The 25,633-nt window shown below is 71.0% G+C and carries 23 protein-coding genes and 1 riboswitch; of the genes, 18 read left to right on the plus strand and 5 right to left on the minus strand.

What is annotated here, in order from left to right; genetic code table 11:
- Positions 1–61: 61 nt before the first annotated feature.
- From ACFVXA_RS12715 to ACFVXA_RS12735, 5 genes are all read left to right on the plus strand, one after another.
- Complete coding sequence (locus ACFVXA_RS12715) at positions 62–871, plus strand: c-type cytochrome (protein WP_362029607.1); 810 nt, start codon at positions 62–64, stop codon at positions 869–871.
- Complete coding sequence (locus ACFVXA_RS12720) at positions 868–1,935, plus strand: Rieske 2Fe-2S domain-containing protein (RefSeq protein WP_362029604.1); 1,068 nt, start codon at positions 868–870, stop codon at positions 1,933–1,935. Before ACFVXA_RS12715 ends, ACFVXA_RS12720 begins: the two co-directional genes overlap by 4 nt.
- Positions 1,932–3,569 (plus strand): cytochrome bc complex cytochrome b subunit, encoded by a 1,638-nt coding sequence (locus ACFVXA_RS12725; protein ID WP_362029601.1) that lies wholly within the window; start codon positions 1,932–1,934, stop codon positions 3,567–3,569. Before ACFVXA_RS12720 ends, ACFVXA_RS12725 begins: the two co-directional genes overlap by 4 nt.
- A 139-nt stretch (positions 3,570–3,708) precedes the next feature.
- Positions 3,709–4,773, plus strand: a complete 1,065-nt coding sequence (gene trpD, locus ACFVXA_RS12730; protein ID WP_384019254.1) for an anthranilate phosphoribosyltransferase — start codon at positions 3,709–3,711, stop codon at positions 4,771–4,773.
- Between the two features lie 209 nt (positions 4,774–4,982).
- Positions 4,983–5,099: riboswitch (SAM riboswitch) on the plus strand.
- 188 nt (positions 5,100–5,287) lie between these two features.
- A complete protein-coding gene (locus ACFVXA_RS12735) occupies positions 5,288–6,649 on the plus strand; it encodes an aminotransferase class V-fold PLP-dependent enzyme (protein WP_390024951.1) in 1,362 nt (453 codons plus the stop codon).
- Positions 6,650–6,730: 81 nt separating this feature from the next.
- On the opposite strand, the gene ACFVXA_RS12740 is transcribed toward ACFVXA_RS12735, so the two are convergent.
- The gene (locus ACFVXA_RS12740) at positions 6,731–7,012 is read right to left on the minus strand and encodes an Lrp/AsnC ligand binding domain-containing protein (RefSeq protein WP_362029592.1); all 282 of its coding nucleotides are present in this window, start codon (positions 7,010–7,012) and stop codon (positions 6,731–6,733) included.
- Complete coding sequence (locus ACFVXA_RS12745; protein ID WP_362029589.1) at positions 7,009–7,740, minus strand: rhomboid family intramembrane serine protease; 732 nt, start codon at positions 7,738–7,740, stop codon at positions 7,009–7,011. Before ACFVXA_RS12745 ends, ACFVXA_RS12740 begins: the two co-directional genes overlap by 4 nt.
- 153 nt (positions 7,741–7,893) lie before the next feature.
- Here ACFVXA_RS12745 and ACFVXA_RS12750 point away from each other — a divergent pair, with 153 nt between their 5' ends.
- The 5 genes from ACFVXA_RS12750 (at position 7,894) to ACFVXA_RS12770 (ending at position 13,361) form a co-directional block, all read left to right on the plus strand.
- Entirely contained in the window at positions 7,894–8,133 is a 240-nt protein-coding gene (locus tag ACFVXA_RS12750) for a hypothetical protein (RefSeq protein ID WP_037624014.1), read from the plus strand.
- Positions 8,134–8,167: 34 nt separating this feature from the next.
- On the plus strand, positions 8,168–9,517 hold the full coding sequence (locus ACFVXA_RS12755) for an NYN domain-containing protein (RefSeq protein WP_390024953.1): 1,350 nt from the start codon (positions 8,168–8,170) through the stop codon (positions 9,515–9,517).
- 305 nt (positions 9,518–9,822) lie between these two features.
- On the plus strand, positions 9,823–10,857 hold the full coding sequence (locus ACFVXA_RS12760; RefSeq protein WP_362029584.1) for an NlpC/P60 family protein: 1,035 nt from the start codon (positions 9,823–9,825) through the stop codon (positions 10,855–10,857).
- Positions 10,858–11,079: 222 nt separating this feature from the next.
- Entirely contained in the window at positions 11,080–12,105 is a 1,026-nt protein-coding gene (locus ACFVXA_RS12765) for an NlpC/P60 family protein (protein ID WP_390024955.1), read from the plus strand.
- A gap of 32 nt (positions 12,106–12,137) precedes the next feature.
- Positions 12,138–13,361: a hypothetical protein gene (locus ACFVXA_RS12770; RefSeq protein WP_389935637.1), complete on the plus strand. Its 1,224-nt coding sequence runs from the start codon at positions 12,138–12,140 to the stop codon at positions 13,359–13,361.
- 5 nt (positions 13,362–13,366) lie between these two features.
- Here the strand turns inward: ACFVXA_RS12770 and ACFVXA_RS12775 are convergent, their stop codons facing one another.
- The gene (locus ACFVXA_RS12775) at positions 13,367–13,915 is read right to left on the minus strand and encodes a PadR family transcriptional regulator (protein WP_383738914.1); all 549 of its coding nucleotides are present in this window, start codon (positions 13,913–13,915) and stop codon (positions 13,367–13,369) included.
- A gap of 117 nt (positions 13,916–14,032) precedes the next feature.
- Between ACFVXA_RS12775 and ACFVXA_RS12780 the strand changes: the two genes are divergently transcribed.
- A complete protein-coding gene (locus ACFVXA_RS12780) occupies positions 14,033–15,343 on the plus strand; it encodes an MATE family efflux transporter (protein WP_362029572.1) in 1,311 nt (436 codons plus the stop codon).
- Here ACFVXA_RS12780 and ACFVXA_RS12785 read toward each other — a convergent pair.
- Positions 15,304–16,554: a glycosyltransferase family 87 protein gene (locus ACFVXA_RS12785; protein ID WP_362029569.1), complete on the minus strand. Its 1,251-nt coding sequence runs from the start codon at positions 16,552–16,554 to the stop codon at positions 15,304–15,306. The genes ACFVXA_RS12780 and ACFVXA_RS12785 overlap by 40 nt on opposite strands.
- A 166-nt stretch (positions 16,555–16,720) precedes the next feature.
- Between ACFVXA_RS12785 and ACFVXA_RS12790 the strand changes: the two genes are divergently transcribed.
- Positions 16,721–17,863: a glycosyltransferase family 4 protein gene (locus ACFVXA_RS12790; protein WP_389752548.1), complete on the plus strand. Its 1,143-nt coding sequence runs from the start codon at positions 16,721–16,723 to the stop codon at positions 17,861–17,863.
- Between the two features lie 288 nt (positions 17,864–18,151).
- On the opposite strand, the gene ACFVXA_RS12795 is transcribed toward ACFVXA_RS12790, so the two are convergent.
- A complete protein-coding gene (locus tag ACFVXA_RS12795) occupies positions 18,152–19,948 on the minus strand; it encodes an AMP-dependent synthetase/ligase (RefSeq protein WP_390024957.1) in 1,797 nt (598 codons plus the stop codon).
- 338 nt (positions 19,949–20,286) lie between these two features.
- On the opposite strand from ACFVXA_RS12795, the gene ACFVXA_RS12800 reads away from it, so the two are divergent.
- From ACFVXA_RS12800 to ACFVXA_RS12825, 6 genes are all read left to right on the plus strand, one after another.
- A complete protein-coding gene (locus ACFVXA_RS12800; RefSeq protein WP_362029709.1) occupies positions 20,287–21,042 on the plus strand; it encodes a metallophosphoesterase in 756 nt (251 codons plus the stop codon).
- A 124-nt stretch (positions 21,043–21,166) separates the two neighbouring features.
- Positions 21,167–21,607 carry an SRPBCC family protein gene (locus tag ACFVXA_RS12805; protein ID WP_362029560.1) on the plus strand — a complete coding sequence of 147 codons (441 nt, stop codon included), beginning with the start codon at positions 21,167–21,169 and terminating at the stop codon, positions 21,605–21,607.
- A 136-nt stretch (positions 21,608–21,743) separates the two neighbouring features.
- Positions 21,744–22,913, plus strand: a complete 1,170-nt coding sequence (locus ACFVXA_RS12810) for an ArsA-related P-loop ATPase (RefSeq protein WP_362029557.1) — start codon at positions 21,744–21,746, stop codon at positions 22,911–22,913.
- 114 nt (positions 22,914–23,027) lie between these two features.
- Complete coding sequence (locus ACFVXA_RS12815; protein WP_362029554.1) at positions 23,028–23,513, plus strand: DUF5304 domain-containing protein; 486 nt, start codon at positions 23,028–23,030, stop codon at positions 23,511–23,513.
- A 54-nt stretch (positions 23,514–23,567) separates the two neighbouring features.
- Entirely contained in the window at positions 23,568–24,521 is a 954-nt protein-coding gene (locus ACFVXA_RS12820; RefSeq protein ID WP_362029551.1) for an ROK family glucokinase, read from the plus strand.
- Positions 24,522–24,850: 329 nt separating this feature from the next.
- On the plus strand, positions 24,851–25,615 hold the full coding sequence (locus ACFVXA_RS12825) for an endonuclease/exonuclease/phosphatase family protein (protein ID WP_362029548.1): 765 nt from the start codon (positions 24,851–24,853) through the stop codon (positions 25,613–25,615).
- Positions 25,616–25,633 lie beyond the last annotated feature (18 nt).

Genomic DNA, 25,633 nt, shown 5'->3' on the forward strand with positions numbered 1-25,633 from the left:
GGCGCAGCGCCCGAAACATCCAGAAGCACCGACGCAGAAGATCCTGACACCGGGGTAATCCGTGAAAAAGCTCTCCGCACGACGACGCCATCCGCTGGCGGCGGTCGTCGTCCTACTCCTCGCGCTGGCGGCCACCGGGGGGCTGTACGCCGCGTTCGCACCCGCGAGCAAGGCGCAGGCCGATGAATCCGCCCAGTCCCTCGCCATCGACGAGGGCAAGAAGCTCTACTCCGTGGGCTGCGCAAGCTGCCACGGAACCGGCGGTCAGGGCAGCTCCGACGGGCCGAGCCTGGTGGGCGTCGGCGCCGCGGCGGTCGACTTCCAGGTCGGCACCGGCCGTATGCCGGCGCAGCAGCCGGGCGCTCAGATCCCGAAGAAGAAGGTCATCTACTCGCAGGCCGAGATCGACCAGCTCGCGGCGTACATCGCCTCGCTCGGTGCCGGTCCCTCGATCCCGACCAAGAGCCAGGTCAGCCCCGAGGGCGCGGACATCGCCAAGGGTGGCGAACTGTTCCGCACCAACTGCGCCCAGTGCCACAACTTCACCGGCAAGGGCGGCGCTCTGACGCACGGCAAGTTCGCGCCGAGCCTGGAGGGTGTCGAGCCGAAGCACATCTACGAGGCCATGCAGACCGGCCCGCAGAACATGCCGTCCTTCCCCGACACCACGATGTCGGAGAAGAACAAGAAGGACATCATCGCGTACCTCGACGCGGTCAACGGTGACAACACCGAGAGCCCCGGCGGTCTCGAACTGGGTGGCCTCGGGCCGGTCAGTGAGGGCCTGTTCGGCTGGATCTTCGGTCTCGGCACCCTGGTCGCCGTCGCCGTCTGGGTCGCCGCTCGGACCGCAAAGGCCAAGAAGTCATGAGTAGCCAAGACATTCCAGAAGAGAACGTGCCCGCTGAGCGGGCCACCGACGAGCACGGTCACGGCTCGGTAGCCGTCGCGGACGAGACGAACCCGTTCGCGGACCCCGGTCTGCCGCCGCACGAGCACCGCATCCAGGACATCGACGAGCGGGCCGCCAAGCGGTCCGAGCGCATGGTCGCCCTGCTGTTCACGCTGTCGATGCTGGCCACCGTCGCCTTCATCGCCTCGTACGTGGCGATCCCGAACGACAAGTCGATCTACGTCTTCCCGCTCGGGCACATCAGCGCGCTGAACTTCGCGCTGGGTATGACCCTCGGCATCGCGCTGTTCTCGATCGGCGCGGGGGCGGTCCACTGGGCCCGCACCCTGATGTCCGACGTGGAGATCGCCGACGAGCGTCACCCGATCGAGGCGGAGCCCGAGGTCAAGGCCAAGGTTCTGGCCGACTTCAAGCAGGGCGCCAAGGAGTCCGCGCTCGGCCGCCGCAAGCTCATCCGCAACACGATGTTCGGCGCGCTGGCCCTGTTCCCGCTCTCCGGCGTCATGCTGCTGCGCGACCTCGGCACGCTGCCCGGCACGAAGCTGCGCCACACGCTCTGGTCCAAGGGCAAGCTGCTCGTCAACATGAACACGAACGAGCCGCTGCGCGCCTCCGACGTCGCCGTCGGTTCGCTCACCTTCGCCAAGCCCGAGGGCCTGGAGGAGCACGACGAGGACTTCCAGACGCAGATCGCCAAGGCGGCCCTGATGATCGTCCGGCTGCAGCCGGACAACATCAAGGACAAGAAGGAACTCGAGTGGTCCCACGAGGGGATCGTGGCCTACTCGAAGATCTGCACCCACGTCGGTTGCCCGATCTCCCTGTACGAGCAGCAGACGCACCACGTCCTCTGCCCGTGCCACCAGTCCACCTTCGACCTCTCCGACGGTGCCCGAGTCATCTTCGGGCCGGCCGGTCACGCCCTGCCGCAGCTGCGCATCGGTGTGAACGCTGAGGGCTATCTCGAGGCGCTCGGCGACTTCGAAGAGCCCGTCGGTCCTGCATTCTGGGAGCGCGGATGAGCACCACGACCACTTCCGACGCACGCTCGCGCGAGAAGGCGCCCGCCGGTGAGCGGGTGGCCGACTGGGCCGACGGCCGTCTGGGGATCTACTCCCTGGCCAAGTCCAACATGCGCAAGATCTTCCCCGACCACTGGTCGTTCATGTTGGGTGAGGTCTGCCTCTACAGCTTCATCATCATCATCCTCACGGGTGTGTATCTGACGCTGTTCTTCCACCCGTCGATGAACGAGGTGGAGTACCACGGCAGCTACATCCCGCTGCAGGGCCAGCTGATGTCCGAGGCGTTCAACTCGACCATGCACATCTCCTTCGATGTGCGCGGTGGTCTGCTGATCCGGCAGATCCACCACTGGGCGGCGCTGATCTTCCTCGCCGGCATGTTCGTGCACATGATGCGCGTGTTCTTCACGGGTGCGTTCCGCAAGCCGCGTGAGGTCAACTGGGTCTTCGGCTTCCTGCTGTTCGTCCTCGGCATGTTCACCGGCTTCACCGGTTACTCGCTCCCGGACGACCTGCTCTCCGGCACCGGTGTCCGCTTCATGGAGGGCGCGATCCTGTCCGTGCCGATCGTGGGCACGTACCTGTCGTTCTTCCTCTTCGGCGGCGAGTTCCCGGGCGGCGACTTCGTGGCCCGCTTCTACTCGATCCACGTCCTGCTGCTGCCGGGCATCATGCTCGGTCTGGTGGTCGGCCACCTGATCCTGGTCTTCTACCACAAGCACACGCAGTTCGCGGGCCCCGGAAAGACGAACAACAACGTCGTCGGCATGCCGCTGCTGCCGGTCTACATGGCCAAGGCCGGAGGCTTCTTCTTCCTGGTCTTCGGTGTCATCGCGGCCATCGCGGCGATCGCCTCGATCAACCCGATCTGGGCCATGGGCCCCTACCGTCCGGACATGGTGTCCACGGGCGCCCAGCCCGACTGGTACATGGGCTTCTCCGAGGGCCTGATCCGTGTCATGCCGGGCTGGGAGATCAACCTCTGGGGCCACACGCTCGTCCTGGGTGTGTTCATCCCGCTGGTCATCTTCCCGCTGGTCCTGGTCGCGATCGCGGTCTACCCGTTCATCGAGTCCTGGGTCACCGGCGACAAGCGCGAGCACCACATCCTGGACCGCCCGCGCAACGTCCCGACCCGGACCGCGTTCGGTGCCGCCTGGATCAGCTGGTACTTCGTCCTGCTCGTCGGCGGTGGCAACGACATCTGGGCCACGCACTTCCACCTGTCGATCAACGCGATCACCTGGTTCGTGCGGATCGGCTTCTTCGTGGTGCCGGTGCTGGTGTTCCTCGCCACCAAGCGGATCTGCCTCGGCCTCCAGCGCCGGGACCGGGACAAGGTGCTGCACGGCCGCGAGTCGGGCATCATCAAGCGCCTGCCGCACGGTGAGTTCATCGAGGTGCACGAGCCGCTCAGCCAGGACGCGCTGCACACGCTCACCGCGCACGAGCAGTACAAGCCGGCCGAGATCGGTCCGACGGTCGACGAGAACGGTGTCGAGCGCAAGGTGCCCGGCACCCAGCGGCTGCGCGCCAAGCTCAGCAAGGGCTTCTACGGGGGCGACAACCAGATCCCCAAGCCCACGGTCGAGGAGTACAAGGAGATCACGAGCGGCCACGGCCACCACTGATCGCAGCACACGCCACGCCACGGTTGAAGGGCCCCCGTCCGGTGTTCGGACGGGGGCCCTTCGCCGTACCCGGGGCTGGATAGGGTGGACTCGTCGAATCTCGCGTCCCGTTGTACGGGACTTCACCCAGGAGCGGCTGATGAGCGCTGTGACCCCCGCTGGAGGCGACACCGCGGCGGGCCGTTCCTGGCCCGACGTACTGAGCGCGCTGCTCGGCGGACAGGACCTGAGCGCCGAGGACACGGCGTGGGCCATGGACCGCATCATGAGCGGTGAGGCCGCGGACGCCCAGATCGCGGGCTTCCTGGTGGCGCTGCGGGCCAAGGGCGAGACGGTCGAGGAGATCACCGGTCTCGTGCGGACGATGTACGCCCACGCGAAGCCGCTGCACATCCCGGGGCCGGCCGTCGACATCGTCGGTACGGGCGGCGACCGGGCCAAGACGGTCAACATCTCGACGATGTCCGCCATCGTGATCGCCGGGACCGGGGCGAAGGTCGTCAAGCACGGCAACCGTGCGTCGTCCTCGGCGAGCGGCTCGTCGGACGTGCTGGAGCGGCTCGGCATCAATCTGGACCTGTCGCCCGAGCGGGTCGCGCAGGTGGTGGAGGAGGCCGGGATCACCTTCTGCTTCGCGGCCAAGTTCCATCCCTCGATGCGGTTCGTCGGCGCGGTGCGGCGGGACCTGGGGATTCCGACCTCGTTCAACCTGCTCGGCCCGCTGACCAACCCCGCCCGGGTCACCGCCTCGGCGATCGGCTGTTTCGACACCCGGATGGCGGGGCTCATCGCCGGCGTGCTGGCCGAGCGTGGGTCGTCCGCGCTGGTGTTCCGGGGCGACGACGGCCTCGACGAGCTGACGACCACGGCCACCTCCCGGGTGTGGATCGTCCGCGACGGCAAGGTGACCGAGGAGGCCTTCGACCCGCGCGACGTCGGCCTCGAGGTGGTGCCGGTGGAGGCGCTGCGGGGTGCCGACCCCGAGTACAACGCCGGGGTCGCGCGGCGGCTCCTGGACGGCGAGACGGGGCCGGTACGGGACGCGGTGCTGCTGAACTCGGCGGCGGCGCTGGTGGCCCTGTCGCCGGGCGACGGGCCGCTGGTGGATCAGATCCGGGGGGCGATGACTCGGGCGGCCGAGGCCATCGACTCGGGCACCGCGAAACGGACCCTCGACCGCTGGGTGGCGGCCAGCAACGCGTAGCGCTTGTTCCGCCCCCTCCGCCCCTACCCGTCCCCTCTTCTGGGGCCGCGCCCTTCTGGGGCCGCGCCCCAGACCCCGCCGGGTTGTTCTCCGGCTGCGGACGGGTGGGGGCTGGTCGCGTAGTTCCCCGCGCCCCTTACGGCCCCCGGCGTCCCGGTATCCGGACACGGGGGTTGCGTGGGGAAGATCGTATGGCAAGATGCTGGGCAGGTCATGAGCGACAGCCATCAGGCCCCGGCCGGCTGTCCGGCAACCCTCCGTCCGTGGCGGGGTGCCCCGGGTGAAGACCAGGCCGTAGGCAGCGAGGTCTACGGCAAGCGCGGACCCCTCGCCCTCATCTGAGTGGACAAGCCCAGGGGTCCTGGTCGTTCGAGGGAGCCTTCTGTGAGCAAGCGAATGCGATAGGGCGTAGAGCCCCGCCTCCGCATACCCCTTTCACCCTTTCCTGCGCTGAGCCGTACCCCCGTGTACCCGCTCGCGCGGTGATTCCGCCTGCCTCTCACAGGAGCTCGCCATGTCTGTCTCCACCGCTGCCGCCGACCAGTCCGTTTGTACCCCTCTGCCCGTCCTGGGCAGGGATGTGACCGTGCCCCTCGTCACCGGTGGCGAGGTCACCTACGCCGCCCTCGACTACGCCGCCAGCGCCCCGGCCCTGCAGCGGGTGTGGGACGACGTGGCCGCGTACGCCCCGTACTACGGCAGCGTGCACCGCGGCGCCGGGTATCTCTCGCAGCTGTCCACCGACCTGTTCGAGAACGCCCGCAGGACCGTCGCCGAGTTCCTCGACTGCCGGGACGGCGACCAGGTCGTCTTCACCCGCTCCACCACCGACTCGCTCAACCTGCTCGCCGCCACCCTTCCGGCCGACTGCCAGGTCTTCGTCTTCGAGACCGAGCACCACGCCTCGCTGCTGCCCTGGCGGGACGCCCGGGTGACCTACCTGAACGCCCCGCGCACGCCCGAGGAGGCCGTCGCCACCCTGGAGCGCGCCCTCGCCGGCCGGGAGCCGTACGGACCGGCCCTCGTCTGCGTCACGGGTGCGTCCAACGTCACCGGCGAGCTGTGGCCGGTGCGTGAGCTCGCCGCCGCCGCCCACGCGCACGGCGCCCGCGTCGTCCTCGACGCCGCTCAGCTGGCCCCGCACCACGCGGTCTCCGTCCGCGACCTGGACGTCGACTGGGTCGCCTTCTCCGGCCACAAGCTGTACGCGCCCTTCGGCTCCGGCGTGCTCGCGGGCCGTTCCGACTGGCTGCGGGAGGCCGAGCCGTACCTCGCGGGCGGCGGGGCCAGCCGCAAGGTGTCGCGCCGGGAGGACGGGGGAGTGGACGTGGAGTGGCACGAGACCGCCGCCCGTCACGAGGCCGGGTCCCCGAACGTCATCGGCGCGTACTCGATCGCCTCGGCCTGCAAGGCGCTGACCGAGGCCGGGTTCGACTCGTTGGCCGCCCGTGAGCAGCGGCTGATCGCGGCCGTCCGCGCGGGGCTCGCCGAGGTGCCCGAGGTGCGGGTCCTGTCCCTCTTCGGTGACGACGCGCCGCGTGTCGGCGTCATCTCCTTCGTCGTCGAGGGGTGGAACAGCTCGCACTTCGCGGCGGCGCTGTCCGCCGAGTACGGGATCGGGGTGCGCGACGGTCTGTTCTGCGCCCATCCGCTGGTGCGCACGCTCCTCGGCAGTGACCCGCAGTCGCAGGGCGAGTGCGGGGCGCCCGAGGCCGCGCCGGGGGAGAAGTCCCTCAACGCGATCCGTGTCAGCTTCGGGGCGGGGACTCCCGACGAGCACGTCGAGCGGTTCGTGCGTGCCGTGAAGGAGCTCGTCCGGGATGGTGCGAAGTGGAACTACCGCACGGAGGACGGCCGTTGCGTCCCGGCCGTCTGACGTAGCCGCAGGAGTTTTCGCCCCCGCCGCCCCTGCCCGTCCCGCGGGCAACCGCGCGAACGGGGGCGAGAACCGCCCGCCTCAGTTGTCCAGGCCGATGGCGAAGGCCGCTTCCAGATCGTGCTGGGAGTAGGTGCGGAACGCGACGTGGGTGTCCGTGGCCTCGACGCCCGGGATCTTGCTGATCTTGCCGGGGATGACGTCCGCGAGGTCGTCGTGGGCCTTCACCCGGACCATGGCGATCAGGTCGTACGTACCGGTGACGGAGAAGACCTCGCTGACGCTCTCCAGCGCGGCGATCGACTCGGCGATCTCGGGGATCCGGTCCACGCTGGTCTTGATGAGGACGATCGCGGTGATCACGGCTGGTTCTCTCCCTCGGGGGCCGTCGCTGGGGCCTTCACTCTAGTCGTACGGCCGAATCGGACCCACGCGTAGACGAAGCCGAGCGAGAAGCCCACCAAATGGGCCAGATAGGCGACGCCAGGGCCGGACGAGTCGCGGCCCGCCGCCAGCCACTGGAGGGTCACCCAGAAGGGCAGCACCACCCAGGCCGGGAAGCGCAGCGGCAGGAAGAAGAGGAACGGGAAGAGACTGGTCACCCGGGCCTTGGGGAACAGGTACAGGAACGCGCCGAGGACCGCGGAGATCGCCCCGGAGGCGCCGACCAGGGACTGCGGCGACTCGGCGTTGGCGGCGGCGTAGCCGAGCAGCGCGAGGTAGCCGCAGCCGACGTAGAAGAGGGCGAACTGGACGTGGCCCATGCGTTCCTCGGCCATCGCCCCGAAGACGTAGAAGAAGAGCATGTTGCCCAGGAGGTGGAGCCAGCTGCCATGGATGAACAGGGCCGTGGCGGGGGTGAGCGCCGCGCGCGGGGCTCCGCCGAAGAGCTCCGTGGGCACTACGCCCCAGCGCCGGAAGTAGGCCCGCTGCGTGAGCAGCAGCTCGTCCCCGGTGCCGTACGCCGGATCGAGGCCCGCCGCCGGGCCGATCACGAAGATCAGGCAGCACAGGGCGATCAGGCCGTAGGTCACCGGCGCCGACTGTCCGCGGATCGCCCTGACGACCGCCGTACTCCAGTTGCTGATCATGGTGCAGAGCATGACGTAACGGGACCGATGCGCGCAGACCGCCTCGCCGCTGTGGACGACCGAGCGTCGAGTACCCGCCAGGCCGTAGGGTTACGAGCCACACGCACCGGGAGACCGGCGCTGGACGGACACTAGAAGGAAAGCGACTGCCACATGACGGTTCCCCTGCCGGACGCCAAGACGCGCTGGCGCTGCACGCTCTGCGGCAACCTCACGCGTTTCGACGTGACCCGCTCCTCGAAGGTCGTCGAGTATGTGCACCTCGACCTCGCCGGTGAGCCGAAGGTGGAGGAGCGTGAGGTGGTCAGTGAGACCATCGAGTCGGTGCGGTGCCGTTGGTGCAACGCGGTGGATCAGGTGGAACTCGTGGACAGGCCGGGTGCCGGCTCCTGAGGGAGCGGGCCCCGCACAGGTATTGGGGTGACGGATGGTGGAGACCACAGGCGGGGAGCCGGACGACGGCACCGCTGAGGTGCTCGACCGTCCGATGCCCGACGGCGTGCGCAGGCGAGTCGTCCAGATCGTCTCCGACGGCTTTGGTGGGCTGACCGTCGGTGAACTGCCGGTCCAATTGCGGCAGTACGCCCGGTTCGCCCCCAATCGGCGGGCCAAGTTCGCGGGGAACGCGATGGCGGCGGCGCTGGAGACGGACCCGCTGTTCCGGCAGCGCATCGCCGAGAAGCTGAGAGAGGGCCAGCCGGAGCTCACCGGCGCTCTCGACTCGGGCGCGCCGCCCCCGGCCGCGGATCCGCTGGACGTGGCGGCCGCGGCCTATGTGCTGCGCCCCACGGGCTGGGTGAAGCTGGTGACCGCCGCGGGCGAGGAGGCCCTGCGGGCGGACGCCGAGCGGGCCGGCGAGGAGAGCCGGGCCGAGCTGGAGCGGCTGCGCGAGGAGCTCGCGGAGGCCCGCGGCCAGACCAGGGCCGAGACCGAACGGCTGCGGACGGAGCTGGAGTCGGCCAAGAAGGAAGCCGAATCGCTTCACCGCAAGCTGCGCGGGGCCCTGAGTGACGTCAAGCGCGGCGAGGCCGCACTGCGCAAGCTGCAGGGCGAGATGGACACCGCACGGGCCGAGGGGCAGGCCCACGTGTCCGCCGCCGAGAGCGAGACCCGGCGGCTCAAGGCGCGGCTGGGGGAGGCAGAGGCGGCCCTGGAGGCGACGCGCAGAGCGGCGCGCGAGGGGCGCAGCGTCGAGGACATGCGCGTACGGCTGCTGCTCGACACCGTACTGGACGCGGCTCAGGGGCTGCGGCGTGAACTCGCCCTGCCGCCCGTGTCCGTGCGGCCCGCCGAGACCGTGGACGCGGTCGAACCGGGACGGATGACACCAAAAGACATCGCCGCTCGCGCCTTGTCCGAGAACGACCCGGCGATCCTCGACCAACTGCTCGCGCTGCCCCAGGCGCACCTGGTGGTCGACGGCTACAACGTCACCAAGACCGGCTATCCGCAGATGCCCCTGGAGAAGCAGCGCCTGAGGCTGCTCGGGCAGCTCTCGCAGCTCACCGCGCAGACCGGCGCCGAGGTGACCTGTGTCTTCGACGGAGCCGAGCTGGCCGCCCCCGTGCTGCTCGCGCCGCCGCGCGGAGTGCGGGTGCTGTTCTCCAAGCCCGGCGTCACGGCCGACGAGTTGATCCGGCAGCTGGTGCGCGCCGAGCCGCCCGGGCGGCCGGTCATCGTCGTCTCCACCGACCGGGAGGTGGCCGACGGCATCGCCAAGGCGGGTGCGCGTCCGGTCGCTTCGGCGGTGCTCCTCAAGCGTTTCTCGCCCGGCTGACCATCTGGGCCGTACGCCCCATCGGCCGCGTAAGTCCCATGCGTAACGTCCGGGCGTGATGCCCGAATTGGCGAAACCTTCACGCAACGTAGCGTCAAACGCGCATTACTGCATGTGAGTTGTCGGCAAAGAATGCGCTCGGTGACCGAGATTTTTCCTATCAGGATTTGAACTGATCACAGGAAGGTCACTAGGGTCAGGCCTCGAACCTCCGCTCGGGTGATCACTCATTGGGAGTGACGGTGGAGGGGCACCGCCCGTCGGCGCATTCGGCAGGCGGCTGGAGGAAGAAGGAGCTCGCCTTCGTGGCGTCCCACCGTCGACCCAAGCAGCCGAGCCGCACCCGTGTGACCGTGCTCACCACCGCCGCCGCCGCTGCCGTGGCCCTCAGCGCCAACGCCGCCAACGCCGCGCCGAGCGAGAAGCCGAGCAAGGACGAGGTCAAGGCCAAGGTCGACAAGCTCTACGAGGAGGCCGAGAAGGCCACCGAGAAGCTCGACGGGGCCAAGGAGAAGCAGGACAAACTGGAGAAGGAGATCAGCGCCCTCCAGGACAACGTCGCCCGCGGCCAGGAGGAGCTCAACACCCTGCGCGACGGCCTCGGTTCGATGGCCAGCGCCCAGTACCGCACCGGCGGCATCGACCCCTCCGTGGCGCTCTTCCTCTCCTCCAACCCGGACGACTACCTCGACAAGGCGTCCGCGATGGACCAGCTGAGCGCTCAGCAGGTCGAGGCGCTCAAGAAGGTCCAGGAGAAGCAGCGTTCGCTCGCCCAGCAGCGCAAGGAAGCCTCCGACAAGCTCAAGGACCTCGCCGACACCCGGGCGGAGCTCGCCAAGAAGAAGAAGGAAGTCCAGGGCAAGCTGAGCTCGGCCCAGAAGCTCCTCAACAGCCTGACGGCGAAGGAGAAGGCGGCTCTCGCGGCCGCCGAGCAGGACCGCGCCACCCGCGCCAGCGCGCGCGTCGACCTCGGCAACAGCAAGGCCGCCTCGGGGCGCGCCGGGGCCGCGTTCTCCGCCGCGCAGAGCAAGATCGGCTCGCCGTACGTCTACGGCGCCTCCGGCCCCAGCTCCTTCGACTGCTCGGGCCTCACCTCGTGGGCGTACGCCCAGGCCGGTGTCTCCATACCCCGGACCTCCGAGGCGCAGGCCAACGCCGGAACGCGCATCTACTCGCAGAGCGATCTGCAGGTCGGCGACCTGGTCATCTTCTACGGCGACATGCACCACGTCGGCCTCTACGCGGGCAACGGCCAGGTGCTGCACGCTCCGCACACCGGAGCCGTCGTGCGCTACGAGTCGATCGGCAACATGCCCTTCCAGTTCGGCGTCCGCATCTGACGCACGCGGTCCGAGGGGACCGAGAACCCCTCGGCACGCCGCCCAAACGGGCGAATCGCGATAACTCCCGCTGACCCCACGCCCCGTCGGTGACCTGCGTCTCCGGCGGGGCGTCACGTTGTGTGCCCGCAGAGGTCTTTGGCCGGTGCGTAGTCGCACGGCTACTGTCTGGCGCGTTTCCCCCAAACCGGGGGACCGTCAGCGAAGGGAGAGCGGCTACTCGTGGGGTCCCATCGCCGCCTTGCACCGTCCGGCTTCGACCGGGGCGCCGGCACCGCCGGAATCGCCGCCGTCTGCGTGATGTCCGCCGCCGCCGCGGCACTCGGCGCCCTGCCGGCGGCCGCGGCACCGCACGACGACACCCGGGCCGAGGTGGACCGGCTGTACGCACAGGCGGAGAAAGCCACCGAGGCGTACAACAAGGCCGACGAGCGGGCCGACTCGCTGCGTGAGCAGGTGAGCACGGCACAGGACGAGATCGCCCGTCAGCAGGAGCGCATCAACACCATGCGGGACGCGCTCGGTTCACTCGCCGGGGCGCAGTACCGCTCCGGCGGTATCGACCCGTCCCTCGCGCTGCTGTTCTCGGACGATCCGGGCGACTACCTCGACAAGGCCGCCGCCCTCGACCGGATCACCGCCCACCAGGCCGGCGAACTCACGGATCTCCAGCTCGCCATGCGCGACCTCGCGCAAAAGCGCGAGGAGGCCAGCGGCAAACTGGCCGACCTGGAACGCAGCCGCAAGGCCGTCGCCCAGAACAAGCGGACCGTCGAGCGGAAACTGGCCAAGGCCCGGCAGCTGCTCAACTCCCTGCCGGACGAGGTGCGCGCCGCCTACGGCCGGGCGTCGCGTTCCGGGCGCGCCGACATGCCCGACCTCGGGGACACCCTCCCGGCGTCGGGGCGCGCGGCAGCCGCCCTCGCCGCGGCCCGCTCGGCGCTCGGCCGCCCGTATGTGTGGGGCGCCAACGGGCCCGGCGGCTTCGACTGTTCGGGCCTCATGCAGTGGACGTACGCGCAGGCCGGAGTGGGGCTGCCGCGCACCTCGCAGGCCCAGCGGTACGCCGGACGACAGGTGCCGCTCTCCCAGGCGCGGCCGGGCGACCTGGTGACCTACCGCTCGGACGCCAGCCACATCGCGATGTACATGGGCAACGGCCAGGTGATCCACGCGCCCTACCCGGGCGCCCCGGTGCGGTACGACCCGGTGGGCATGATGCCGATCTCCTCCGTCACACGGGTCTGACCTCCGCGCGAAGCCGCCGTACGATCGGGAACGTGGCTGGTCGAAGGCGTGCGTCGCGAGCGGGGCTCTCCCTGGTGCTGCTGCTGGCCGTGCTCGTGGGCTGCGGTGGCCGGGCGCCGTCGGACAACGCGGCGGCCGAGGTGCGGCGGGTGCTCGACCGGCGGGCGGCGGCGGTCCTCGACCGGGACGAGCCGGCCTACCGTGCGACCGGGCAACCGGGCGCCGCCGACGCCGAGTTCGGGAATCTGCGCGAGGTTCCACTGGCGTCCTGGTCGTACCACCTGACCACCCTGCACCGCTCCGGCGACCGGGCCACGGCCGACGCGGAGCTGCGCTACCGGATCAAGGGCTATGACACCGCGCCCGTCACCGCCGCCCGCACCCTGCGCCTGACCCGCACCGGCGGGACCTGGCACGTCGTCTCGGACGAACCGGCCCAGAAGGCCGGCGCACAGCTGTGGGACCAGGGGGCCGTGACGGTCGTACGGGGCACGCACAGCCTCGTCCTGGGGGTCGGGCAGGCAGGCGAGCGCCTGCGCGCGTACGCGGACCTCGCGGACCGCGCCGTGCCCGCCGTGTCGGAGGCGTGGGGCACCGACTGGGCGGGGCACGTCGTCGTGCTCGTACCGAAGTCGCTGGAGGGGATGGCGGGGCTCCTCGGCGCCGCGGCGTCCGGGTACCGGGGGATCGCGGCCGTCACCACGGGCGAGGTGAGCGAAGCGAAACGGGGGGAGGCCGGGTCGGGCTCGGCGAAGGCGCCCGCGGACCGGATCATCGTCAACCCCGACGCGTACGGCGTCCTCGGCGACTTCGGCAAACAGGTCGTGCTCACCCACGAGACCACGCATGTCGCCAGCCGCGCCCACACCACGGCGGCCACGCCCCTGTGGCTCTCCGAGGGCTACGCGGACTGGGTCGGTTACCGCGGCAGCGGGCGGACGGCCGTGCAGGTCGCCCCCGAGCTGGCGCGGGCCGTGGTGGACGGGCAGATCCCGGCAGGGCTGCCCGACGACAAGGACTTCGGGTTCAGCGGGGACGCGGCCGAACTGGCGCGGGCGTACGAGGGCGGCTGGATGGCCTGCCGGATGATCGCCGACCACTGGGGCGAGGTCCGGCTGGACGACTTCTACCGGGCGGTGGGCGACCACCAGAAGCGGGCGGGGGCGGTCGAGGGAGCGCTGCGGGACGTGCTGCACACGACGCCGGAGAAGTTCACGGCCCAGTGGCGGGACTATCTGCGGGCTCAACTCGGCTGATCGGGTCAGTCGGCCTGGGCGGGCCGGGCGCGCTGGTCGAGTTCGGTGATGGCCTCCGCCAGCCATGCCCGCTCCGCCGCGCCCGTCGCCCGGGCCACCCGCAGCATGCCCTGCCGGAAGAGGTCGTCCGTCTCCTCCGCCCGTACGGGCTTCCCCTCCCGGTAGAAGAAGCTCGCGGGCGTCTCCAGGAACCCCAGGCGGCGTCGCAGCACGGCGGACTGCTCCCGGGGGTCGGGGAGGTGGCGCAGAAACGCCAGCAGCGTGTTGAAGCGCACCTGGTCGGTGATCTCGGCCTGCTTGGGGTGGCGCAGCCGCTCCCGGAGCTCCGCGCGGCCCCGGTCGGTGAGTGACAGGACCCGGCGCGGGGCGGCGCTGCTGCCCGGCTCGGTGTGCTGGACCAGCTTGCCCGCGGCGACCAGGCGGGTGATCGCGGGGTAAAGCGCGCCGTCGCTGACCGGGCGGACATGGCCGCTGAGCGCCTTGATGCGCTCCTTCAACTCGTAGCCGTGCAGGGGCTCCTCGAAGAGGAAACCGAGGATCGACAGCTCCAGCATGCGGCGGCTCCGTGGTGGTTGCGGGTCTCTCGAGCGGTGGTTGCGGGTCTCTCGGGCCCATGGTACCTCTTATCGAGCTACCTCTAAACGAGGTAGTTCGTATCGAGGGAGTCATGCGTGAACGCCCACCGCAAGCAGCTCATATCTCTCGCCCACCCCGTCTACCTCTCCCTGCTCGCCTCCGTCGCCGCCGGGATCATCAACACCGTCTGGGTCTCCCAGCTGGGCGGCGCCGCGGTGGCCGCCGTCGCCGTCGCGACCAACACCGAGAACGTGCTGCTCGGCGTGGCCCTGGTCTTCGCCTCGGGGACGACGGTCCTCGTCTCGCACGCCAGGGGCGCGCGGGATCCGGGCGCGGTGCGGGCGGCCGTACGCGGGGGACGGGCGCTGTGCGTGCTGGTCACACCCTTCGTCGCGGCGGGCGGGTATCTGCTGCGGGAGCCGCTGGCCCGGACGGTGCTCGGCGGCGACGGGCGCGCCCTGTCGCTCGCCGTCGGCTACTTCGCGATCTCCTTGCCCGGCATCGCCGTCTTCTTCGCCCAGAACCTCGTCGACGGGATCCTGAAGGGCGCCGGCGACACCCGTACCCCGATGCGCCTCGCGTTGCTGGCCAACGGCCTGATCCTCGGACTCGACCCGCTGCTCATCCACGCGTACGGCGTCCGGGGCGCCGCCGCCTCCACCGTGCTGTGCCGCTGCGTGGCCCTGGCCGTGGGCCTGCGCGCCCTGCGCCGGAACGTCCTGCTGCGGGAGGCGGCCGGCGTACGGCCCTCGGAGGCCACGGGAGGCGCGTTCCACCGCACCCTGAGGACCGGGCTGCCGATGTCCGCCGACTTCACCGTGCGGCAGGGCGGGGCACTGGTCCTGGTGGCGATCGTCGCCCGGCTCGGAGTGACGGCCGTGGCCGCGTACTCCGTCGCGTACAAGGTCATGTACGTCGCGACCATGGCGTTCTACGCGGTCCGGCAGGCCGCCTCGATCCACACCGCGCACACACGGGGCACGGGCGGGGACGAGCGGGGTGCCATCGGGCGGCAGGCCGTGCTCGTCTCCGGAGCGGTCGGCGTGCTCGCCGCGTCCCTGCTCGGTCTCCTCGCCCCGTGGATCATGCGCGCCTTCGGCGCCGGACCGGGCGTCGCGCACGAGGGAGTGCTGTTCCTGCGCTGCGTCGGGCCCTACCTGTTGCTGATGGCGTGCTTCATCGCGGTCGGCGGGGTCTTCGAGGGGAGCGGGGGCGCCCCCGTGCTGCTACGGGTGACGCTGGTCGGTACGGCGGTCCAACTCCCGCTCGCCTACGTCCTGTCGGGGCTGGGTCTGCCCGGGATCTGCCTCGCGCTCGCGCTGGCCATGACGGTGCAGTGCGCTGTGCTCCTCGGGTGGGCCCGGCGTCAGGAGGACGCGAGGCTCTCCTTGGTGCGGGCGGTCTGAGAGGGAAGGGGCGGGGGCGGTTCGGAGATGGTGGTGCGCCACAGCTGCAGGGCGGCGAGGAGCGTGGCGATCACCAGCAGGCCGTTGCGCGCGAAGAGCAGGGCGATGCCGAGCCGGTCGCTGGAGACGACGTGCGAGAACCAGATCGGGAACTCCAGGACGGTCACGAAGCACGCGGCCAGCACCAGGCCGACCGGCAGCGTCATCCGGCTGCCGCGGAAGCACAGGCAGACGGCCGCGAGCCCGACCAGCCAGACCATGTACTGCGGGCTGATGACCCGGCTGGTGGTCGTGAACATGAGCACGGCCACGAACGCGGCGTCGGCGAGCGTGTGCGGCAGGAACCGCTTGGCGCACAGCCGCCACAGCAGCAGCCAGCCGAAGGCCAGGCCCGTCAGCGCCAGAGCCGCAGTGCTCACCACGTCGACGTACGGGCCGAGGAACTCCACCGAGCCGTAGTTGAGCAGCACCTGGCCGTCCCAGCCGTACTGCCGGGCCACATGGAAGACGAGGGAGCCGAGCGACTCGACCTCGGTGCCGCGGTCGCGCTGGAAGGTCAGGAAGGAGAAGGCGCCCGGCATCGTCACGGCGAACACCGCCGCGATGCCTCCCACCGTGACCACCGCCGCGGCCCAGGCCCGCCGCCGCACGGCCCCGACCAGCAGCAGTACCGGCCACACCTTCAGCATCGCGCCGAAGCCCACGAGCGCCCCCATCACCCGCGGATGGCGGGCCCCGGCGAGCAGCGCCGCGACCGCGACGGCCGTCACCATCACGTCGTAGCGGGCGTACACGGTCGGCCCGAGCAGCGGCACGCCGATCACCCACACCCAGGCGCCGCGCGACGTCTTGCCCGCGCGCAGACCCGCGTACTGGAGCAGAGCGAACACCACGAAGTCGGCGAGGAAGGCCAGCACGAAGAAGGCCTGCGCGTAGCCGAGGAAGGGGAGCAGGGCCGGGGAGAGGATCGCCAGCGCGGCGGCCGGGGGGTACTGCCAGGTGACGTCGTCGAGCGGGAAGGTGCCGTGCCGCAGGACCTCGTACCAGCCCTGGTAGATCACGTTGACGTCGCTGGTGACGTCCGGGCCCGGGAAGACGTACACCTTGAAGACGAAGAAGAGCAGCACCAGCCTGGTCAGGCCCCAGGTCCCCACGAGTCCGAGGAGTCCGAGCAGTCCGAACGGGAACCTCGCGCCCCTTGCGCCCGTCATGCCCACCTGGCCCTCGTCCGTCCGAAACCGTCGCGCTGCGCCGCCGTCTTTTCGCGGAGCCTGCCGCCATGTTCTCGCGGAACCATGATCACGCGCCGCCCTGTGCGCGAGCCGTCAAGCGCGGCCGTGCTGACCTGTGAGTATAGGTTCGATAGTGTCGAACACGATGGACAAGACCCTGATCGTGACGAACGACTTCCCGCCCCGCCCCGGCGGCATCCAGGCGTTCCTGCACAACATGGCGCTGCGCCTGGACCCCGAGCGGATCGTCGTCTACGCCTCCACCTGGAAGCGGAGCCGGGAGGGTGTCGAGGCCACGGCCGCCTTCGACGCCGAGCAGCCCTTCACCGTCGTACGCGACCACACCACGATGCTGCTGCCGACCCCGGGCGCCACCCGCCGTGCCGTCGGGCTGCTGCGCGAACACGGCTGTACGTCGGTGTGGTTCGGGGCGGCGGCACCGCTCGGCCTGATGGCGCCGGCGCTGCGCCGGGCGGGCGCCCGGCGGATCGTGGCGACCACGCACGGGCACGAGGCCGGGTGGGCCCAACTGCCCGCCGCGCGCGGGCTGTTGCGCCGCATCGGCGAGTCCACGGACACGATCACCTACCTCGGCGAGTACACGCGCTCGCGGATCGCCGCCGCGCTGACCCCCGAGGCCGCCGCGCGGATGGTCCAGCTGCCGCCCGGCGTCGACGAGAAGACCTTCCACCCCGCTTCCGGCGGTGCCGAGGTCCGCGCCCGGCTCGGCCTGACGGACCGCCCGGTGGTGGTCTGCGTCTCCCGCCTGGTTCCCCGCAAGGGCCAGGACACCCTGATCCGCGCCATGCCGAGCGTCCTGGCCAAGGAGCCGGAGGCGGTGCTGCTGATCGTCGGCGGCGGGCCGTACGAGAAGGAGCTGCGCAAGCTCGCGTACGACACCGGGGTCGGGCCGTCCGTCCGCTTCACCGGGGCGGTGCCCTGGTCCGAGCTGCCCGCGCACTACGGCGCCGGGGACGTCTTCGCGATGCCCTGCCGGACGCGGCGGGGCGGTCTCGACGTCGAGGGGCTCGGCATCGTGTATCTGGAGGCGTCCGCGACCGGGCTGCCCGTCGTCGCCGGCGACTCGGGCGGGGCGCCGGACGCCGTCCTCGACGGTGAGACCGGCTGGGTGGTGCGTGGCGGATCGCCCGACGAGTCGGCCGACCGCATCGTCACCCTCCTCGGGGACTCCGAGCTGCGCCGCCGGATGGGGGAGCAGGGGCGTCAGTGGGTCGAGGAGAAGTGGCGCTGGGACCTGCTGGCGGAGCGCCTCAAGGAGCTGTTGTAGGACGCCGGCGCCTACCGGGGTGCCGCTCGCTGACTTCTCGCGACTGAGCCTTGTCGCGTGGGCTCGCCGCGCGGTTCCCCGTCCCGTCAGGGGGCGGGCGCGGGGCTGTGACATCGTGCGGCTCCGCCGCGCGGGCGCGAGCAACCACGCACGGCCGGGCAGCCGAACTGAAACCCCCGCCCCTACGACGGGAGCTCGGCCCCCGCCCCTGCGACGGGAGCTCGGCCCCCGCCCCTGCGACGGGAGGTCGGCCCCCGCCCCTGCGACGGGAGGTCGGCTGCTGGGGCGTCAGCCCCGATAGATCGCCTCGATCTCGTCGGCGTAATCCTTCGCCACCACATTGCGCTTGAGCTTCAGCGACGGCGTGAGGTGCCCCGACTCCTCGGTGAACTGGGAGGGGAGGATGCGGAACTTGCGTACCGACTCCGCCTTGGAGACGGCGGCGTTGCCGTCGTCGACCGCGTCCTGGATCGCGGCGACAAGATCCGCGTCCTCCCGCAGCGACGCCGCGGTCGAGCCGGCCGGCTTCCCGTGCTCCTCGGCCCAGCGGCCCAGGAACTCCTCGTCGACGGTGACCAGCGCGCCGACGAAGGGGCGTCCGTCGCCGACCACCATGCACTCCGCGACCAGCGCGTGCGCGCGGATGCGGTCCTCGATCACGGCCGGGGCGACGTTCTTGCCGCCCGCGGTGACGATGATCTCCTTCTTGCGGCCGGTGATGCGGAGGTAGCCGTCCTCGTCGAGGGTGCCGATGTCACCGGTGTGGAACCAGCCGTCGGCCAGCGCCTCGGCGGTCGCGGCCTCGTTGTTCCAGTACCCCTTGAACAGGTGCTCGCCGTGCAGCAGCACCTCGCCGTCGTCCGCGATCCGGATCACGGAACCGGGCAGCGGCTGGCCGACCGTGCCGATCTTCGTACGGTCCCAGGGGTTGAAGGCGGTGGCCGCGCAGGACTCGGTCAGGCCGTAGCCCTCCAGGACCGTGAAGCCGATGCCGCGGAAGAAGTGGCCGAGCCGCTCGCCGAGCGGGGCGCCGCCGGAGATGGCGTACTCACCGCGTCCGCCCAGCACCGCGCGCAGCTTGCTGTAGACGAGCTTGTCGAAGGTCTTGTACTTGATCTTCAGGCCGAGGGACGGGCCCGAGGGGGTGTCCAGCGCGCGGCTGTACGCGATCGCCGTGTCCGCCGCCTTGTCGAAGATCTTGCCCTTGCCGTCCGCCTGCGCCTTGGCCCGCGCCGAGTTGTAGACCTTCTCGAAGACACGCGGCACACCGAGGATCAACGTCGGCCGGAACGCGGCGAGTTCGTCGGTGAGGTTCTTGATGTCCGGGACGCAGCCGAGCTTGATCGGCGCCATCATCGGCGCGACTTGGACGAGCCGCCCGAAGACGTGCGCGAGGGGGAGGAAGAGCAGCACGGAACACTCGCCGGTGCGGAACAGCGGACGCAGCCGCTCCACGATGTTCCCGCACTCCGCGAAGAAGGCGCGGTGGGTGAGGACGCAGCCCTTGGGGCGGCCGGTCGTGCCGCTGGTGTAGACGATGGTCGCCGGGTCGTCGGCCTTGGCGAGCGAGCTGCGCTCCTCGACCGTCGCGTCGGTGACGTCCTTGCCCGCGCGGCCCAGCTCCTCGACACCGCCGCCCTCGATCTGCCAGACGTGCTTGAGGGCGGGCAGCCGGTCGCGCACCGACTCCACGGACGTCGCGTGCGTGTCCAGCTCGACGATGCAGGCGGTCGCGCCCGAGTCGCCGAGGATCCACTGCACCTGCTCCGCCGAGCTGGTCTCGTACACCGGCACGGTGACCGCGCCCGCGCTCCAGATCGCGAAGTCCAGCAGCGTCCACTCGTAGCGGGTACGGGACATCAGGCCGACCCGGTCGCCCGGCTGCACGCCGGAAGCGATCAGGCCCTTGGCGGCGGCCCGCACCTCGGCGAGGAACACGGTGGCGGTGACATCCGTCCACGTGCCGCCCACCTTGCGGGCGATGACGGCGACGTCGGGATGCTGCGCGGCGTTTCTGCGGACGATGTCGGTCAGATTGCCGTCCGCAGGGACCTCGTACAAAGCCGGAAGGCTGAACTCGCGCAAGACTGCTGCTCCTCATAGGGCGCCGGCGCCACGACTCTGTGTGATGCGACGGTGCGGTCCAAGGCTCGGGCGGGCACCCAAGAGATCACTTGTTGAAATCCTGAGTACGACTGGACTGCCCGGACGTTACCCACCGGTACGGCTGTTTAGATAGGGGGTCCCGGCGAGATGTTCCCTGCGTCACACGTGTGGGCGTTCCTTCGCGCACAGTAGTCCACGCCCTTGATGACTGGCCAGTAACCGCAGGTCCGACCACCTCTGTTCACGTTTGCCGCACAGGCCTACGCTTGATCGTCATGGCACCCACACCGGTCGGAAACCCGAGGACGCGCGTTCATGTGGTCAGTGACGTGCACGGCAACGTCCGGGACCTGGCCAGAGCCGGCGACGGTGCGGACGCCCTGATCTGTCTCGGTGACCTGGTCCTCTTCCTGGACTACGCCGACCACTCGCGCGGCATCTTCCCGGACCTGTTCGGCGAGGAGAACGCGGACCGCATCGTCGAGCTGCGCACCGCCCGCCGCTTCGCGGAGGCGCGCGACTTCGGCGCCCGGCTGTGGTCCGGCATCGGCACGGACCGGGCCGCCGCCATCGAGAAGGCGGTACGCAAGCAGTACGCCGAGATGTTCGCCGCGTTCCCCACCCCGACGTACGCGACCTACGGCAATGTCGACATGCCGACCCTGTGGCCGGAGTACGCGGGGCCCGGTACCACGGTCCTCGACGGTGAGCGGGTCGAGATCGGCGGCCGGGTCTTCGGCTTCGTCGGCGGGGGGCTCCAGACACCCATGCGGACGCCGTACGAGATCAGCGACGAGGAGTACGCGGCCAAGATCGAGGCGGTCGGCGAGGTCGACGTCCTGTGCACGCACATCCCGCCGGAGGTGCCGGAGCTGGTCTACGACACGGTGGCGCGCCGCTTCGAGCGCGGGTCCCGCGCCCTTCTGGACGCGATCCGCCGCACCCGCCCCCGGTACGCGCTCTTCGGCCATGTTCACCAGCCACTCGCCCGCCGGATGCGGATCGGGGCGACGGAATGCGTGAATGTGGGTCACTTCGCGGGGTCGGGCCGGGCATGGGCGCTGGAGTGGTGAACCGTCCTCGGCCATGAACCGCAGGTGGGGTGACAGCACCCGGGGCTGTGCGCGGTAGCCTTCACGCTGCACACACGTGCGCACCACCCTCCCTCACCGGACCGCATCTGGAGGAGCCACGGCGATGGCTGAACACACCAGCTCGAGCATCACGATCGAGGCGGCACCGGCTGACGTCATGGCGGTCATCGCCGACTTCGCCCGCTACCCGGACTGGACCGGCGAGGTGAAGGAGGCGGAGGTACTCGCCACGGACGGGCAGGGCCGCGCCGAGCAGGTACGTCTCGTCATGGACGCCGGCGCCATCAAGGACGACCAGACCCTCGGCTACACCTGGACCGGTGACCACGAGGTTTCCTGGACCCTGGTCAAGTCCCAGATGCTCCGCTCCCTCGACGGCTCCTATCTCCTCAAGCCCGCGGGCTCCGGCGCCACCGAGGTCACCTACCGGCTGACCGTCGACGTCAAGATCCCCATGCTCGGCATGATCAAGCGCAAGGCCGAGAAGGTCATCATCGACCGCGCCCTGGCGGGCTTGAAGAAGAGGGTGGAGTCGGGCTCCTAGCCCGTCCGGCGTTCGAGGACGAGGCCGGCCGGGCCGATACGGGGGGGTCTGGGGGCGGGGCCCCGGGTCCGGGACGGGAAGAGGCGGCGGGGGCGAAAACGGCAGTGCCCCACCGCCGGAGGTACCGTTCACCCCCATGCGCACCATCCTGATCACAGGCCAAGGCGGCACCGGCCGTACCACCGTCGCCGCGGCCACCGCGCTGAAGGCGGCCCGCGAGGGCACCCGCACCCTGGTGCTGAGCGCCGACCGCGCGGACACCCTGGGCGCGGTCCTGGGCGTACCCACGGGCTCGACCCCCGTGGAGGTGGGCCAGAACCTCACCGCCTGGCGCCCCGACGCGGCGGAACGCTTCCGAGAGGACCTCACCGCCTTCCAGAAGCGGGCGACCACCGCCCTCGACCTCCTCGGCGCCTCCCGCCTGGACGCCGAGGAAGTCACCCCCCTCCCCGGCGCCGAGGAACTCGCCCTGCTCCGCGCCCTGCGCGACGCGGCGATGTCGGAGACGTACGGCCTCCTGGTCGTGGACCTCCCCCCGGCCCCCCAGGCGCTCGCCCTCCTCGCCCTCCCCGAGGAGCTCCGCCGCTATCTGCGCCGCCTGCTCCCGGCGGAGCGCCAGGCGGCCCGCGCCCTGCGCCCCGTCCTCGGCCGGCTGGCGGGCGTCCCGATGCCCGCGGAGTGGCTGTACGAGACGGCGGCCCGCTGGGACATCGAGCTGGCCGCCGCGGAGGCGGTCGTCGAGGACCGCGCCACGACCGTACGACTGGTCGCCGAGCCGGGTCCGGCCGGTGCCGACGCCGTACGCGCCGCCACCACCGCCTTCGCGCTGCGTGGCCTGGCCGTGGACGCGCTGGTCGCGAGCCGTGTGCTGCCCGCCGCCACGAACGACCCCTGGCTGGCGGGCCTCGCCGCCCAGCAGCACAAGGCGCTGGACGAGTGGCGGCACACGCACGCCCTGCACGAGATCCCGCACCTCGGACGGGACCCCCGCGGCACCGACGACCTCGCCGCCCTCCCGGTGCCCGGCGTCAACGCGACGCCGCCCCCGGTCGAGTGGCCCGTCACCGACCACCTGGCCGACGACGGAGTCCTCGTCTGGCACATCCCGCTCCCCGGCGCGATACGCGAGGAACTCGACCTCATCCGGCGCGGTGACGAACTCGTCGTCACCGCCGGCCAGTTCCGCAGGATCGTCCCCCTCCCGTCCGCCCTGCGTCGCTGCACCGTGGCCGGCGCGGCCCTGCGCGAGGGTGAGCTGAGGGTCCGTTTCGCGCCGGACCCGGATCTGTGGCCCCGTACGCGGTGATCCGCGTCCGCGCGGAACATGGCCGAGTCGTCCTGCCGCTGGTTTCGGACAGGGTGAACGGTGTACCCCCGTTCGGGTAACGTCGAAGGCACGAACCGTAGGCAGGAGTCCGCCATGAGCGAAGAGCGCCCCCCGTACGAGGCCGCTCAGGATGAGGCGGCCGACGAGGTGCGCGCCGAACAGGCGCGCGCGACCGACGCCGACGCCTGGGCGAAGGCGTGCGCCGAGGATCTGGCGGCGGAGAAGGCCCGCCGTCGCGCGCAGCACGGCGCACCGCAGGGCTCGGCCGCCGAGGAGCTGCGCAGGCTCGTCGACGCCGTCGCCGACAAGCTGTCCGGACTGAACTCGCCGCTCTTCGGCGCGGTCGCCTCCGGCACGGCCCAGCAGATGGTCAACCAGGTCGTGCAGCAGGCCAAGGCCGCCGTCGAGCCGGTGATAGAGCGCAACCCGGACGTCTTCGACCACCTCGCGGCCGCCGGTTCCGAGCTGCTCGCCGCCTACCGCTCGGCCGTCGAAGCACAGGAGCGGCGCTGGACGACCCGGGACACGGGCCCCCGCGACGAGGGGACCGGTCCAGGGGAGCACATCGACCTGGACTGAGGGCCCCTCGGGTACGGTTGGCCGTAGCGGGGCTCGACCGAAACTGAGGGATTCATGGGACTCACCATCGGCGTCGATATCGGCGGCACGAAGATCGCGGCCGGTGTGGTCGACGAGGAAGGCAACATCCTCTCGACCCACAAGGTGCCGACTCCCACCACGCCGCAGGCCATCGTGGACGCCATCGCCGCTGCCGTCGAGGGTGCGCGCGTGGGTCACGACATCGTCGGCGTGGGCATCGGTGCCGCCGGATACGTGAACCGCCAGCGCTCGACGGTCTACTTCGCGCCGAACATCGACTGGCGGCAGGAGCCGCTCAAGACGGAGGTCGAGGAGCGCGTGGGCCTGCCGGTCGTCGTCGAGAACGACGCGAACGCGGCGGCCTGGGGCGAGTACAAGTTCGGCGCGGGCAAAGGCCACCGCAACGTCATCTGCATCACGCTGGGCACGGGCCTCGGCGGCGGCATCATCATCGGCAACAAGCTGCGCCGCGGGCACTTCGGCGTGGCCGCCGAGTTCGGCCACATCCGCATGGTGCCGGACGGCCTGCTGTGCGGCTGCGGCTCGCAGGGCTGCTGGGAGCAGTACGCCTCCGGGCGCGCCCTCGTCCGGTACGCCAAGCAGCGTGCCAACGCGACCCCCGAGAACGCGGAGATCCTGCTCGGGCTGGGCGACGGCACCCCCGACGGGATCGAGGGCAAGCACATCTCGATGGCCGCGCGCCAGGGCTGCCCGGTGGCGGTGGACTCCTACCGCGAGCTGGCCCGCTGGGCCGGCGCCGGCCTCGCCGACCTGGCCTCGCTCTTCGATCCCTCCGCCTTCATCGTCGGCGGCGGCCTCTCGGACGAGGGCGAGCTGGTCCTCGACCCGATCCGTAACTCGTACAAGCGCTGGCTGGTGGGCGGCAACTGGCGCCCGGTGGCCGACGTCATCGCGGCGCAGCTGGGCAACAAGGCCGGGCTCGTCGGAGCGGCGGACCTGGCCAGGGAGCCGGACCCGATCATGTGACGCCGGCACACGACGCCGACGCCGTACGACAGCGCCCGCCGCCTCCCGTTCCCGGGGGCGGTGGGCGTTCCCGGTTCGGGTGTGGTCTTGTGTGGCTCGGGCGGGTGGGTGTTCCTGGTTCGGGTGTGGTCTTGTGCGGCCCGGGCGCGGGAGCGTTCCCCGTTCGGGTGTGGTCTTGTGCGGCCCGGGCGCGGGAGCGTTCCCCGTTCGGGTGTCGTCTTGTGCGGCCCGGCCGCGTGGGCGCGTCCGGGCCCGTATCACCCGCGGTAAAGAACCGACCAGGGCCGTCCGGCTCTCCTGGCGGAGCGCACCGGCGTATCTTGATCGCCATGCCGACCAGCCCCTCAGCCAGTCCGCTGCCCGCATCCCACACGGAACCCGACGGCTCCGCCGTCATCCGGGTCCTCAGCTACAACATCCGCTCCATGCGGGACGACACCGACGCGCTCGCGCGGGTGATCAGCGCCTGCGAACCCGACCTGGTCCTCATCCAGGAAGCCCCGCGCTTCTTCCGCTGGCGCAAGAAGCTGGCCCGGCTCGCGGCCGCCTCGGGCCAGGTGATCCTGTCCGGCGGCGCGACGGCGGCCGGACCCGCCCTCCTCTGTTCGCTGCGGGCGACCGTCGAACGGACCGAGGACGTCCTGCTTCCGCTCACCCCCGGCCGGCACCGCCGCGGCTTCGCCACCGCCGTCGTCCGCTTCGGTGGCGCCCGCCTCGGCGTCCTGAGCTGCCACCTCTCGTTGCACCAGGACGAGCGGTACGAGCAGGCCGGCATGCTTCTCGACCGCCTCGGCCACCTCGGCACCCGGTACGCCGTCGCGGGCGGCGACCTCAACGACCGACCCGACGGACGCACCTTCAAGCGTCTCGCCGCCGCTCTCCAGGACGGCTGGGCGATCCGGCCCTGGGGCGGGGAGAACACCTCCGCGCACACAAACCCCCATCAGCGCATCGACGCGATCTTCGCGACGCAGGGCGTGGAGGTGCTGGGGTGTGGGGTGCCGGTCGGTCTGCCCGGCGTGACGGAGCAGGACCTGAGGACGGCCACGGACCATCTGCCGGTCCTGGCCGTCCTCAGAGTGCCCGCGTCCTGAGGCGGGGGAGGAGCGGGG

Origin of the sequence: Streptomyces sp. NPDC058246 (assembly GCF_042881985.1) — a bacterium.
GTDB lineage: Bacteria > Actinomycetota > Actinomycetes > Streptomycetales > Streptomycetaceae > Streptomyces.

Bases quoted from the DNA above. Each gene is read 5' to 3' on its own strand.
- ACFVXA_RS12720 (WP_362029604.1), top strand. From the start codon at position 868: ATGAGTAGCCAAGACATTCCAGAAGAGAACGTGCCCGCTGAGCGGGCC.
- ACFVXA_RS12725 (WP_362029601.1), top strand. From the start codon at position 1,932: ATGAGCACCACGACCACTTCCGACGCACGCTCGCGCGAGAAGGCGCCC.
- trpD (WP_384019254.1), top strand. From the start codon at position 3,709: ATGAGCGCTGTGACCCCCGCTGGAGGCGACACCGCGGCGGGCCGTTCC.
- ACFVXA_RS12735 (WP_390024951.1), top strand. From the start codon at position 5,288: ATGTCTGTCTCCACCGCTGCCGCCGACCAGTCCGTTTGTACCCCTCTG.
- ACFVXA_RS12745 (WP_362029589.1), bottom strand. From the start codon at position 7,740: ATGATCAGCAACTGGAGTACGGCGGTCGTCAGGGCGATCCGCGGACAG.
- ACFVXA_RS12750 (WP_037624014.1), top strand. From the start codon at position 7,894: ATGACGGTTCCCCTGCCGGACGCCAAGACGCGCTGGCGCTGCACGCTC.
- ACFVXA_RS12755 (WP_390024953.1), top strand. From the start codon at position 8,168: ATGGTGGAGACCACAGGCGGGGAGCCGGACGACGGCACCGCTGAGGTG.
- ACFVXA_RS12775 (WP_383738914.1), bottom strand. From the start codon at position 13,915: ATGCTGGAGCTGTCGATCCTCGGTTTCCTCTTCGAGGAGCCCCTGCAC.
- ACFVXA_RS12785 (WP_362029569.1), bottom strand. From the start codon at position 16,554: ATGACGGGCGCAAGGGGCGCGAGGTTCCCGTTCGGACTGCTCGGACTC.
- ACFVXA_RS12790 (WP_389752548.1), top strand. From the start codon at position 16,721: ATGGACAAGACCCTGATCGTGACGAACGACTTCCCGCCCCGCCCCGGC.
- ACFVXA_RS12805 (WP_362029560.1), top strand. From the start codon at position 21,167: ATGGCTGAACACACCAGCTCGAGCATCACGATCGAGGCGGCACCGGCT.
- ACFVXA_RS12810 (WP_362029557.1), top strand. From the start codon at position 21,744: ATGCGCACCATCCTGATCACAGGCCAAGGCGGCACCGGCCGTACCACC.
- ACFVXA_RS12815 (WP_362029554.1), top strand. From the start codon at position 23,028: ATGAGCGAAGAGCGCCCCCCGTACGAGGCCGCTCAGGATGAGGCGGCC.
- ACFVXA_RS12820 (WP_362029551.1), top strand. From the start codon at position 23,568: ATGGGACTCACCATCGGCGTCGATATCGGCGGCACGAAGATCGCGGCC.
- ACFVXA_RS12825 (WP_362029548.1), top strand. From the start codon at position 24,851: ATGCCGACCAGCCCCTCAGCCAGTCCGCTGCCCGCATCCCACACGGAA.